The organism is Flavobacterium sp. KACC 22763 (assembly GCF_028736155.1).
Lineage (GTDB): Bacteria > Bacteroidota > Bacteroidia > Flavobacteriales > Flavobacteriaceae > Flavobacterium.
On sequence record NZ_CP117879.1, the window covers coordinates 3,740,147 to 3,753,835 of the forward strand.

General features: G+C 32.8%; 10 protein-coding genes. 7 read left to right on the forward strand and 3 right to left on the reverse strand.

From position 1 onward, the window contains the following. The first annotated feature begins 192 nt into the window (after positions 1-192). The 5 genes from PQ463_RS15615 to PQ463_RS15635 all read left to right on the forward strand — a co-directional run bounded on the left by PQ463_RS15615 (position 193) and on the right by PQ463_RS15635 (position 5,610). Positions 193-786 (forward strand): GNAT family N-acetyltransferase, encoded by a 594-nt coding sequence (locus PQ463_RS15615; RefSeq protein ID WP_274254462.1) that lies wholly within the window; start codon positions 193-195, stop codon positions 784-786. A gap of 67 nt (positions 787-853) precedes the next feature. Then, complete coding sequence (locus PQ463_RS15620) at positions 854-1,645, forward strand: helix-turn-helix transcriptional regulator (protein ID WP_274254463.1); 792 nt, start codon at positions 854-856, stop codon at positions 1,643-1,645. A gap of 75 nt (positions 1,646-1,720) precedes the next feature. After that, complete coding sequence (locus PQ463_RS15625) at positions 1,721-3,229, forward strand: serine hydrolase domain-containing protein (protein WP_274254464.1); 1,509 nt, start codon at positions 1,721-1,723, stop codon at positions 3,227-3,229. Between the two features lie 326 nt (positions 3,230-3,555). Beyond that, positions 3,556-5,004 carry a serine hydrolase gene (locus PQ463_RS15630; protein ID WP_274254465.1) on the forward strand — a complete coding sequence of 483 codons (1,449 nt, stop codon included), beginning with the start codon at positions 3,556-3,558 and terminating at the stop codon, positions 5,002-5,004. A 162-nt stretch (positions 5,005-5,166) separates the two neighbouring features. Continuing rightward, complete coding sequence (locus tag PQ463_RS15635; protein WP_274254466.1) at positions 5,167-5,610, forward strand: hypothetical protein; 444 nt, start codon at positions 5,167-5,169, stop codon at positions 5,608-5,610. Positions 5,611-5,718: 108 nt separating this feature from the next. Here PQ463_RS15635 and PQ463_RS15640 read toward each other — a convergent pair whose 3' ends face one another. Next, positions 5,719-8,109, reverse strand: a complete 2,391-nt coding sequence (locus tag PQ463_RS15640) for a penicillin acylase family protein (RefSeq protein ID WP_274254467.1) — start codon at positions 8,107-8,109, stop codon at positions 5,719-5,721. A 106-nt stretch (positions 8,110-8,215) separates the two neighbouring features. Between PQ463_RS15640 and PQ463_RS15645 the strand changes: the two genes are divergently transcribed. Then, positions 8,216-9,772, forward strand: a complete 1,557-nt coding sequence (locus PQ463_RS15645) for a hypothetical protein (protein WP_274254468.1) — start codon at positions 8,216-8,218, stop codon at positions 9,770-9,772. A gap of 175 nt (positions 9,773-9,947) precedes the next feature. Next, positions 9,948-11,744: a hypothetical protein gene (locus PQ463_RS15650; RefSeq protein ID WP_274254469.1), complete on the forward strand. Its 1,797-nt coding sequence runs from the start codon at positions 9,948-9,950 to the stop codon at positions 11,742-11,744. A 56-nt stretch (positions 11,745-11,800) separates the two neighbouring features. Here the strand turns inward: PQ463_RS15650 and PQ463_RS15655 are convergent, their stop codons facing one another. Then, positions 11,801-12,226, reverse strand: a complete 426-nt coding sequence (locus PQ463_RS15655; protein WP_274254470.1) for a YMGG-like glycine zipper-containing protein — start codon at positions 12,224-12,226, stop codon at positions 11,801-11,803. Between the two features lie 187 nt (positions 12,227-12,413). Then, on the reverse strand, positions 12,414-13,688 hold the full coding sequence (gene kynU, locus PQ463_RS15660) for a kynureninase (protein WP_274254471.1): 1,275 nt from the start codon (positions 13,686-13,688) through the stop codon (positions 12,414-12,416). Position 13,689 lies beyond the last annotated feature (1 nt).

Below are 13,689 nucleotides of genomic sequence, written 5' to 3' on the forward strand. Positions count from 1 at the left end.
TAAAAATAACTAATAATTGTACATGAGCCTTAAAATAAATGAACAAATTGTTTGCAAATAGTGATTCACAAAGATTATTCTGTTTTTTGGCATTTAAAAAATATAACAAATTGTTGTTTTATCTGATTTATTCACAAAAATTAAACAACTAATTTCGCTTTCGATTTAATTCATTCTATAAAAACAAAATTCATGAACAGCGAAATTTTACAATCGGACATTATCTTAGAAAATGAAAAAGTTCTTTTACTCCCTTTTGAAAGCAAAAGAAATATAGAACTAAAAGAAATCATTTTTGATGAGGAAATTTGGAAATATATGGGAATGTATGTTCGAAACGATCAAGACTTTGAAAACTATATTAAAAACACATTACACCAAAAAGCAAATGGAATTTGTTATCCTTTCCTTATTATAGATAAAGCGACAGACAAAGTTGCAGGAAGCACTCGTTACGGTTATTTAAATCACGCTAGCCAAAAATGTGAAATTGGCTGGACTTGGTACGGAAAAGAATTTCAGGGAACTGGCTTAAATAAAGCGTGCAAATATGAGCTATTGGATTTTGGTTTCGAACAAATTCAATTTAGAAGAATACAATTCAGTGCAGATCTTGAAAATTTAAGATCTCAGAAAGCTATTGAAAAACTGGGCGCTGTAAAAGAAGGCATTTTTAGAAATAATTATGTAGATTCTGACGGAAACAGTAAGGATGATGTTTATTTCAGTATTATTTTGGAGGAATGGAAAAATACTAAACGAGATTATTTTGCAGAGTTTGTCTAAACAATAATGCAGAAAACTGTAATTTAGTCTGCGATTTCAGATCATGAATTGATATCGCAGAACTAAAATGCAACTATACTCAGAACATTACGTGACCCAAAAATCTGAAAGATTCGTCAATAAAATTTGGTGTTTGGACAACAGCATTGGCGAAAGCCTGATCGAAAACAAACTCGTTCTCCCAAACGGTTGTTTTAATCTCGCTTTTGTAACTGGAAATGCTATCGAAGTTCATACAAGTAAAGCCAAGTATGAAATGAACGCAGGTGTTTACTTCTGTTCGCAGATGACTAATAAAGTTTTAGTCAACATCCATCCAAAAACTAAAGTTATAATTGTTCAGCTTCACACTTGGACACTTTCCTTGTTTCCTAAGTATGATTTAAGCGATTTTACAGATTCTATTATCAAAATTAATCTTGAAGAATTGCCTTTTAAAATTAAGATTGTTTCTGATATTGAAATTATTTTAAATACAATCAACGCTTATTTTGAAGCATTATCTGATCTAAATTCGGAGAAAACCATAATTGAAAAAATCTGCGAAATCATTAAAAATAAAGAAGAAGTATCTGTTTCAGAAATTAGTGAAGCTTTAAAATCTTCTCAACGTTCACTTCAAATTAAATTTAAAACCGCAACTGGTCTTACGATCAAAAAATACATTCAGATTTTGAAGTTCAGAAAATCGGTAGATCAAATGGTGAATTCTGACTTAGAAAAGCTAAAACTGACTGATATTGCACTTTACAACAAATATTTTGATCAGTCTCATTTTATCAAAAAGTTTAAAGATGTGACTAAAACCACTCCGAAAACATTCGACCCCGATTCGTATTTTCTTTCTCATAAAAGATAAGTTTTCGCATTTGTACAATTTTATGAGTTTTGATTGATTTACTTTTGCAGAATCATCAATCAAAATCAATTACAAATGAAAATCAATCAATCGTATTTTCGATTAAAATTTCTTTTAATTGGAATTTCATTCATCCAAATTCAATTTGGATTTTCTCAAGAAGCTAAAAGTTCGGCTTTATATAAAACCATTATGGCAAAAGACAGTCTTCTTTTCGACATTGGTTTTAATACCTGCGATGTAAAACAATTTGAAAATCTTTACACGGAAGATTTCGAATTTTATCACGACAAAGACAGCATTTCTGACAAAGCACGATTTCTAAAAACATTTCAAAGCGGAATCTGTTCTCCAACAAGAAAATATAATTATCGCAGAGAATTAATAAACGGAAGCACAGAAATTTATCCTTTGTATAAAAATGGTGTTTTATATGGCGCGATACAAATGGGAACACATCGTTTTTACGAAAGCTCTGCCGGAAATGCAGAACAAGCTGGAAGTTTTGCCAAATTTACTCATCTATGGCTTTTAAAAAATAAAGAATGGAAACTAGCAAGATCATTGAGTTATAATCATCAAATGACAAGTTCTACTGCTGGCATATCAAATCTTTTTGATAATGATCAAGAAACCGAAAAATGGCTTAAAGAGAATAATATTCCCGCTTTAGGAATTGGAATTATTACTGACGGAAAACTAAAACAGGTAAAAGTTTTTGGTGAACTTAAAAAAGGTGTTTCAGCACCTTATAATACTATCTGGAATGTAGCTTCGCTGACAAAACCTATAACTGCCATAACGGTTTTGAAATTGGTAAGCGCAGGAAAATGGGATTTGGACGAACCGCTTTACAAATATTGGATCGATCCAGATATTGCAAAAGATCCAAATTTAAAATTACTAACCACGAGAATTGTTTTGAGTCATCAAACAGGTTTTCCAAATTGGAGATCTTTTAACGAATCTAAAAAATTAGATTTCAAATTTAAACCTGGAACACAATACCAATATTCGGGTGAAGGATTTGAATATCTGCGAAAAGCGCTGGAGAAAAAATTCCACAAAACATTAGATCAATTGGCTTCAGAATTCGTTTTTGAACCTTTAAAAATGACCGATTCTCAATTAATTTGGAATGATAAAATAGATCTTTCGAGATATGCTGTCAATTATGACAAAAACGGCAATCCTTATGAACTGACAAAAAATAAAACTGCAAATGCTGCCGACGATTTATTGACCACGATTGAAGATTATGGCAAATTTTTATCGAGCGTAATGAACAGCGAAGGATTAAGCAAGAAGGTTGCTGAAGATATGATTTCGCATCAAGTTCAGACCAAGAAGAATAAATATTTTGGTCTAGGTTTCGAAATTTACGACTTAGGAAATAAAAACTACGCTCTTTCGCATGGCGGTGCAGATCAAGGTGTTCAGACTATTTTTATTTTGCTTCCCAAAACAAAACAAGGTTTAGTCATTTTTACCAATGTTGATGACGGCTATAAAGTTTATGAAAATATTGTTGTGCACTATCTCGGAGAAAACGGCCAAAAAATAGTTGATATTGAAACGAAATAATTTTACCTCAATTGGATATTAACCCTAATCTAAGAACATGCTAAAGTTTTTTATCCTTTTATTATTATACATCTGTAAAATTTTGACTGCTTAATAGCATTAAAAATATTTGTTAGTTATGAGCATAGACTAAGTTTTAAAACAACTTGTCTGTGCTCTACTTTTTTATATTCTAAAAAAAATAAAAAAAAGTGGGTTAATCGTGAAACCAAATCGCAAATCAATCGTCTAAAGTTTTAGAGCATCTTTTTTATTTCATTTAAGAAGTTTCAATCATCAATCAAAAAACGAATCATTCATTAATCTTAAACCATAATCAATCCATTATGAAAAAATCAATCAAACTTGTTGCACTTTTTGTTGCTTTTCAATTTTCATCCTTTAGCACATTTGCTCAAGATAAAGCACAACAAATTGAACAGCTTTTAAACAAATACAACGAATACGGACAATTTAATGGTTCTGCTTTAGTATCCGAAAATGGAAAAGTAATTTTCAAAAAAGGTTTCGGTTCTGCCAATATGGAATGGAATATCCCGAACCAGACGGATACTAAATTCAGATTGGGTTCTATCAGCAAACAGTTTACAGCACTTTTAATTGTAAAATTGGCTGAGGAAGGAAAAATAAAACTGGATGTCCCTATTACTACTTATCTTCCAGATTATCCAAAAGAAAATGGCGATAAAATCACGATTCACCATTTATTGACGCATACATCTGGAATTCCAAATTATACTAACGCGCCAAATTTCCTTAGAGATAAAGCAAAAAATCCTTATACTCCAGAAGCTTTTGTAAAAACTTTTTCTAGTCTGCCACTTGAATTCGCTCCAGGTGAAAAGTTTAATTACAGCAATTCAGGTTATTTTCTATTAGGTTACATTGTCGAAAAAATTACAGGCAAAACGTATGAGCAAAATTTACAAGAAACGATTTTCACACCTTTAAAAATGGTAAATTCAGGTTATGACCATAGTGAAGTTATTATAAAAAATAGAGCTGCCGGTTACGAAAAAGAAGGCAAAAAAATTGTCAATGCTTCGTACATTGACATGAGTATTCCGTATGCTGCAGGATCTTTGTATTCTACTGTAGAAGATTTGTATTTATGGGATCAGGCTCTTTATACCAATAAATTGCTTTCTGAAAAATCAATGGAATCTTTATTCAAACCTTACATCAAAGCTTGGAATGGTTTCTACGGATACGGATGGTCAACTTATGAAGTGCCAAACGGAAACGATAAATTGACTGTTGTTGAGCACGGAGGTGGAATCAACGGATTTAATACCATTATTTCGCGTATTCCTAAAGATAAAAATCTTGTTGTTTTATTGAATAATACTGGCGGAACTGTTTTAGGCGAAATGAATACTGCAATTCGCAATATTTTATACAATCAGCCATTTAATCAGCCGAAAAAATCTCTGGCTCTTGATTTATTAGATGTTTATACTGAAAAAGGTGCAACAGCAGGAACAGAAACTTACAAAAAGCTAAAAACCGATCCAACTTATGCGATTAAAGAAGGCGATATGAACCGAGTTGGATATCAATTATTGCAAACTGGAAAAAAGAAAGAAGCCATTGAAGTTTTCAAAATCAATGTTGATACTTTTCCAAAATCTGGAAATGCTTATGATAGTTTAGGCGAAGCTTATTTGGCTAATGGAGATAAAAAACTAGCAATGGTTAACTACAAGAAATCTGTTGAATTGGATCCTACAAATGAAGGCGGAAAAAAGGTTTTGGAAGAACTTTCTAAAAAATAAAGACAGATAATTATAGCTTAAATTCTTAAAAAATGGCTCCGAAAAAGCAGATTCAAAATCTGTTTTTTCGGAGCTTTTTTTGTTACAACTTGGGACATTCAAACCTGATGATTTATTTTTCTAAAGTACTATTTTAGCCCACCCAAAATAATTGAATGACCTATGAAAAATCTAAAAAATCACAATTTCTTAGCTGTATTATTATGCCTTTTTATTTCTTCTAAATCCTTATCGCAAAACAATCAGCCACTGATGCCAAGTCAGCAAAACAAAATTATAATTGATAAAATTGTTGAAGCAGCACGTTATAAAAACTATGTGATCGATTTTTGCTTATCTAAAATAAATGAAGCTTCGGCAAAAGAAGGCTGGAACGAACAAAAAGCAATGGAAATTACCCAAAGCATCAATTACAAAAATTTTAGAGATGCGATTTACAACAGTTTTGTTGTTTTTGATGAAGTTGAACTGGAAACTTTATTGAAAGCCTATGAAAAAGATCCACTTTATCAAACGCAAAATGTTATGACCAACAATAAAGTGCTTATTAATAATCTGAACATTTTTGCTGATGATATTGTGAAGGGAAAGTATATTTCTAAATAAGGTGCTAAGGTTCTGAGATACTAAGGTTCTAAGTTTTTTTTAGCCTTTGTCAAAGTTTAAAACTTTGACAAAGGCTAAAACTTGAAACATTAAACTTGAAACAAAATTTTATTTCTTCGGTTTTAAAACCAATTTTGTCGATGTTTTTATAATTTCGTCTTTGTTCAATTTCATTTTTCTGAACTTTCCTGCATTGTACATTTCGGCTTGATCGCTATAATGTTTGCTGAAAGGATTTCCAGATTGACCTGTTGGCAAAATACTCCAGCTATTTTCTACATCGGCAAAATCGACAATTCTTCTTGTTGAAGGTCCGCCTTTGGTGTAATATTTTCCTTCGTCATTAAATCCGAAAAATAAATTATTGATTACTTCATTTGAACCTGGAGAATTAAAAGGCCCAACATTAAATAATCCGCGAAGCGCTTTGACTTTTCCTAATGGATGTTCGTGTTCTACCGTATGCACTTTTCCCCAATTCCATTCTGCAATATTTTCTCCTAACTGATTTTGCAAAGCAATAACAGCGTCATGAAAAGATTTTGAAACAACCTCTGTTCTCGTTTCTTTCACATTTTTTGTTTTGATATTATCCCACCAAACCGAATTTTCATTTTTTATCTGATTGGCGATAACTTGTTTTCCTAGAGAAATTCCTAAAAATAAATTGAAGTTGTCTTTGCCCATTTCATCCTCAAATGTGTTTTTCAGATACAAATAAATCCATTTGTTATAAATCGTTGGTGCAACATCTTCTAAATTTGTTGTTCCTTTCCAAGATTTTAAAACACCCAGAATCTCTTTTTCATTATAGGAAAGCGGTTTATTATCTAAAGCTGCAATTAAGTTTTTAGTAGTTTCAACGGCCACATCAGAAGTATTATCGTAAATCATTTTACTGATGGCTTCTTTATCCCAGTCTGATTTTGCATCTAGAATTCCTGAAATTCTTTTAGCGCGATCTTCTGGCAGATAATATCCTGGATACAAATAACCATTATCTATAGCTTCCGGCTGATTATTGGCAGAATACACATATCCCCATTCTGGATTTTCAGCTGATGGATTTTTTTCAAAATCCAAAAACTTCGTAATATCATCTTTTCCGCTTGAACCGTCTAAAATCAAATGAGTGTTAACTCCCTCATTATGTCGATACAATTTCCCGCTCGCCCACCAAGCCACGTTTCCTTTGGCATCGCCGTACATTACGTTCAATCCAGGAGCGGCAATTAAACTAACCGATTTTTTAAAATCGGTAGTGTTTTTAGCATGCGAAAGTCCGTAAGCAGCATCTAGAATCAAGATTGGTTCTCGCGTATACGTCCATGACATTGCAATTGGATTTTTCTTTTCTAAACGATCTATAAAATCATTCATAACTGGTCCGTGACGCGTAATCTTTATTGTTAAGACAACATCCGAAGAATCTTTTACTTTAATCGTTTTCTTTCTGATTTCATATTTACTGAAACCTGTCGGTGTCTGATATTGAGAAGCATCGTCTGCTTTGTTTTTTTCTTGATAAAAATCGATATCATCATTTTCAAACATCGTTAAGCCGTAAGCATAATTTCTATTGTGTGCCAAAAGCGGAAATGGAGTTCCTGCCAAATAACAGCCATACAATTCGTGTTTCGGAGTTACAATATGCGCTTCGTACCAAGTGGCAGGCTGAGAAAATCCAATATGCGGATCATTCGCAAAAATAACTTTCCCAGTTTTCGATTTATGAGGCCCAACAACCCAGCTATTACTTCCAACAAACGGCGGAATCGGAGACTGATCCAACATTGCAGTTATAGATTTTGAAATCTCGGTGTATTCTTCAGTTTTCTCTTTTGAGATTTTAATTCTAGTAGTATTGAATTCTCCTTCAATACCTAAATCTTTCAAATAAGCAGCGCCGTATTTATTTTTTATGTCTGTCAACAATGGATCTGTTTTCTGCGCCATAGCAAAACTAAAAGACATATATCCAAAAATATTATAAACGTCTTTTATAGTAAACTTTTGCTTTTTTACGCCAACCAAAGTAAACTCAATTGGCGTTACTCCTTCTTCTAAATACTGATTAATTCCGTCTAAATATGCTTGAGTGAGTTTATAGCTTTCGCTGTTTTTATCCAACTTTGCAATCGCTTTTGCTGAAGCTTCTTCAATTCCTATTCCCGCAAAAAACTTGTCATTTTTAAGCGCGACTCCACCAAAAATTTCAGATAAACGTCCCGGCGCTATTCGACGTAACAATTCCATTTGCCATAATCTTTCCTGCGCATGCACATAACCAAGTGCTCGCATAGCATCTTTTTCAGAATCTGCATAAATATGAGGCACTCCAAAATCATCAAAATAGACTGTGGTTTCTTTCTCAAGATTTTTTAATTCTAATGAACCTTCATATTTCGGTTTTAAATGAAAAATATAAGCGCACAAACCAATCGCAAGAATCACAATAAGAACCAATAATGTCAACAAGATTTTTTTAATTATTCTCATATTCTAAAAAAATGAAATTTGTAATGATATAACTTTTCCGCAAAATTTTATAAGAGACAGCCGTCTTTAAAACTCTAAATTTATGTATTTAAAATTAATACTATAAATGTCCATCTATAAAAAAATAGCTATTGTCGTACTTTCTCTGCTTGCCCTTGTAATTCTTGTCAATATCGGGCTGAATTACTGGATCAAAAAACAGCTTCCGATTATTATTCACGAAAAAAATAAAACGGCTTATAATATCAATTATGAAAAAATTGAAGTCTCTCTTTTTTCTAGAAATATCAACGCACAGACTTTATTGGTTAGCCCGAAAAATGAACCAAAAGATAGCAAAAATGGACTTTTCTCTAAAATCGAATCTATCACTATAAAACACTTCAATATTTGGGATTTGGCTTTTCGGGATATCATTCAGGCGGAAAGCATTATAATCAATAAACCGCGAATCATTTTATACAAAAAAGGCGAAAAATTAATCAATAACAGTAAAAGCATTGAAAAAGAAATTATTGATCCTTTTCGAAAAATTATTGCAGTTTCTAATATTTACCTCAACGACGGATCTGTTGATGTTGTCTCTTTAGATACAGAAAAACCTATTTTCAGCATAAAAAAAGTTCTTTTAAAATTGGAAGGAATATTAATTACCGATGCTACATTAAAAGAAAAAATTCCGCTTCAATATAAAAACTACGCCTTGGTTTGCGACAGTTTGTTTTACAGACCAAATGGTTTCTATTACATCAATATTGGAAAAATAAGCACCGAAAAGAATTTTTTAAAGATTAATAATTTTTCTAATCTTCCCCAATTTGAACGATACGAATTTTTAAAGCGTCTTGAAAAAGAAAAGGACATTTACAATTTAAAATTTGATTCGGCTCAAGTCGCAAAAATGGACTGGGGTTTCAAAAATGACCGTCTTTATTTTAAAGCCAATTCGCTTGTAATTCATCATTTTGATGCCAATATTTATCGTGGTAAAATGCTGAAAGACGATCCGAGCAAAAAGTATCTTTACAACCATTTATTGCGAAATCTAAAATTTCCGCTTCAAATTGACACATTGCAAGTTTTAAAATCGAAATTGGTTTATGAAGAGGAACTTGATTTTGCCAAAGGTCCTGGAGTTTTAACTTTCGATAAATTCAATTTGCAGGCTACCAATTTAAAAAGCGGTTTTGGCTTAACAAAAACAGATGATTTAAAAATCAAGGTCAAATGTATTTTTATGAAAAATTCTCCTCTTGATGTCGATTGGAGTTTTAATGTTCTGGACAAAAGTGACGGATTTCATATTCAAGGCGTGATTTCGAATTTTAACGTTCAAGGAATGACAAGATTCACCAAACCATACATCAACACAACTTTTACTGGAACTTTCAATAAATACCGATTTAATTTCTACGGAAATGATAATGGCTCAAAAGGAAATGCTTCTCTAGATTATGACGATCTCAAAGTCAAATTATATAAAAAAAATAAACCAGAAAAAGAGGCCAAACTCAAAACTGCTGTTGCCAATTTATTAGTTAAAAACGATTCGAAAAACGAACCCAAAACAGCCGAAGTTGAAGTAGAACGTCTTCAAGACAGATCGTTCTACAACCTTTTGTGGAGAAGCATAGCCGAATCTTTGAAGAAGATTTTGATTTAGGAGTTTTTTTTAGCCACGAATTACACTAATTTTCACTAATTCTTACTGGCTGATTTAAAAAATCAATTTGTGTTAATTCGTGTAATTCGTGGCAACCAATCTGCAAACCTGACATTTATCAGGTTTTAGGAGAAAATATTTTTTTTCATTTGTCACTATTTTAATCCGAATACAAATGACAAAAAATAATCTGCATACTTTTCATATTCCAGTAATGGGACTTGCTTATACCATTGACAGTCCTATTCGAGTAGCGCAGTACGGAATTTCATCTGTTGTTGCCTTGGCAGACGATGATCTGATTGAGAAGATGCGTAATTTTTACAGCACCAAATTCAACATTCCTTATGAAGAAATTACCCAGAAATTTCATGATTACCGCGCTGAAAGAATTACCTCTTATTTGAATTTAGTTGATAAAATTGTAAAAGAGAAATTCGAAAACTTTAAAACAGAATTGGCTGAAAGCAAAACGGCTTTAGAAAACTTCATGTCGATCCTGCCGAATACTTCTGATATCAAAAAAGGATTTCAGAATTTATTGGACGACGGAATTGCTTTTAAGGAAAATATTCAAAATTATATCGAAACACACCTTTTTCCAGGAGAAATTGATGTAAACATCATGACGAAATTAGACAAAGATAATTTCATCAAAAACGAACAGCTTCCAGTTGAGTTTAACGACGCGCATGCTGCGTTAAGAGGTTTTGCCAATAGTAATTTGGAATCTTCAGTAGTGCTTTCCGCTGGAATGAATCCGAGATTGTTTGGCTATTTCGAAAACTTCAAAGATTTTTTTCCAAATGAAAATAATGAGCTCAGAAAGAAAATCATCTTAAAAGTAAGTGATTTTAGATCGGCTATGATTCAAGGAAATTTCTTGGCTAAAAAAGGGCTTTGGGTTTCAGAATACAGAATAGAATCGGGATTAAACTGTGGCGGACATGCTTTTGCTACTGACGGCCTCTTATTGGGCACCATTTTAGAGGAATTCAAGCAGAAAAAAGATCAATTGGTACAATCAGCCCACGATTTAATGATTAAAGCTTTACAGGCCAAAAATCTGCCTGTTCCTGAAAATTCTTTAGAGTTAAAAATTACAGTCCAAGGCGGAGTTGGAACAGCGGCAGAACATGAGTTTTTATTAGACAAATATAAAGTTGATTCTGTAGGTTGGGGTTCGCCATTTTTATTGGTTCCAGAAGCAACATCTGTCGATAAAGAAACTCGCAACTTATTAATGAATGCCAAAGAAGATGATTTTTACTTAAGCAATATCTCTCCATTGGGAGTTCCATTTAATACTTTGAAAGGAACCACGAATGAGTTTTTAAAACAAAAACGAATTCACGAAAATAAAGCTGGAAGTTCGTGTCCGAAGAAATTTTTAGCTTTAAGCAGAGAATACGACCCACACGGAATTTGCACAGCTTCAAAAAAATATCAGGATATAAAATTGGAAGAATTAGAGGCAAAAAAAGATTCGCTATCTACTGATGAATTTGAAAAAAGCAAAGTCAAGATTACCGAAAAATCATGTTTATGTGTTGGTCTGGCCAATGCTTCTTATCTAGAAAATGATATAAAAATAAAAGGTCAAGCGCAAGGCGTTGTCATTTGTCCGGGCCCGAACTTAGCTTATTTTGATCAAGAAGTTTCTTTAAAAGATATGATTCATCATATTTATCAAGGAAAATCGATTATTAGAACCGAACGCCCAAACTTGTTTATAAAAGAGCTTAAAATGTATGTTACTTATTTTAGAAATGAGATTCAATCTGTTTCTGGAGAACTTACAGCAGCTCAACTTAAAAAATGGACTACTTTTAAATCTAATCTGTTAGATGGAATTGAGTATTATAAAAATTTATTTGAATCGACTATAGCCTTTAAAGGAGACTTAAATCAACTCGATTCTTGTAAATCAGAATTAGTTGGTATAAAAATTCCCGTTTCAGAGTTGGTTTAAAATTGAAAACCCCAAATTATCAGCTAATTTGGGGTTTCTTTTTATGCATAGAATAACTATTCTTTCTTTTTGTTTTTACTGTCAATAACAGCTCCTGTTCCTGTTCCAACTGCAGCTCCGGCTAAACCACCAATAATGGCACCTTCTCCTTTTTTCTTACTAACAATTGCTCCTGTTGCAGCACCTACTCCAGCACCAATTACAGCTCCTTTAGCAGTCGCACTCCAACCTTTCTTTTTAGCTGGTGCAGCAGCCGTTGCATCTTGCTGATGCACTACAACAACTTTCTCTTTTTGAGCTTCGATCTTCTCTTCATTTAATTTCGCCATTTCAGTCTTCATCGAATCGATAACACGCTGTTTGTTAATCTCAACTTTCATTGAATCAATGCTGGCTTGTTTGGCTTTATTTATATCTTCTTTGCTTTGGTTTTGGCAAGAAGTTAAAAATATCACGGTCAATAAAATATATAAGCCTTTCATGATTATAAGTTTTTAAATAATTATACATCACAAAGTTCTTAATATCTGCTATAATGGTTATTACAGAATTTTTAAGAAAGTTTATAAGATTTGAAGATTTTTGCGGTGTTTCTCGCTGAGTTTTATTTTTTAAACTGATGATTTAATCTCGCAATCCCGATACCTATCGGGATTGCGAGATTATTATTTATTTCCCTAAAATTCCTTTTTTAAGAATTTGTCCAAAGTCATACATGTCTTCATAAGAACAATACAAAGGAACCGGTGCAAGACGAATAACGTTTGGTTCACGCCAATCTGTAATGACACCATTTTTCATTAAATAATCAAACAAAGCTCTTCCTTCTCCATGAAGAAAAACAGATAATTGCGAAGCTCTTTCTTCAGGATTTGAAGGAGTAATGATTTCGAAAGTACTTTCTACTTCTTTATCAATCTCGTGAAGAATAAATTCCAGATATGAAGTAATATGGTCACGTTTTTTAATTAAAGCATCCATTCCAACCTCAGCAAACATTTCTACAGATGCTAAATATGGCGCTAAAGATAGAACTGGTAAGTTACTAATTTGCCATCCGTCTGCGCCGTGAACTGGGTCAAAAGTAGGTTCCATTTTAAAACGACGTTCTTTGTTGTGTCCCCACCAACCTGCAAATCTTGGCAGATTTGAATTATGATGCTTTTCGTGAACAAAACAACCAGAAGCATTTCCTGGTCCTGAGTTCATATATTTATAACTGCACCAAGCGGCAAAATCTACATTCCAATCGTGAAGTTCTAGTTTGATATTTCCAGCAGCGTGAGCCAAATCCCAACCTACTTTTGCTCCAACTTTTTGTCCTGCTGCGGTTATCGTTTTAATATCAAAAACTTGTCCTGTATAATAGTTTACTCCGCCAATTAAAACTAGAGCCAATTCATCTCCAACTTCTTCAATTTTGGATAAAACATCTTCTAGACGAATATTATGTTCTCCTTCTCTGCGTTTAATTTCTACAATCGCATCTTCAGGTTTGTATCCGTGAAAATTCACTTGGCTCTGAAACATATATTGATCTGACGGAAAAGCTTTTTCTTCGCAGATAATTTTATAACGTTTCCCTTTTGGCTGATAAAAAGAAACCATCAATAAGTGAAGATTTACTGTCAAAGTATTCATCACTGTAACTTCAGACGGAAGTGCACCAACAATTTTACTCAACGGTTCTGCAAATCTTTCCTGATAATCCCACCAAGGTTTTTCGGCATAAAAATGACCTTCAACAGCCAATTCTGCCCAGTCATTCATTACTTCATCAATATAGGCTTTGGTACGTTTTGGCTGTAATCCTAATGAGTTTCCTGTAAAATAGATTACTCGTTTATCATTTACTTTAGGAAAAATAAATTGGTCTTGATAATGTTTTAATGCATCTTTCGAATCTAGCTCTCGTGCAAATTCGCGTGTATTTTGAAAAGTCATT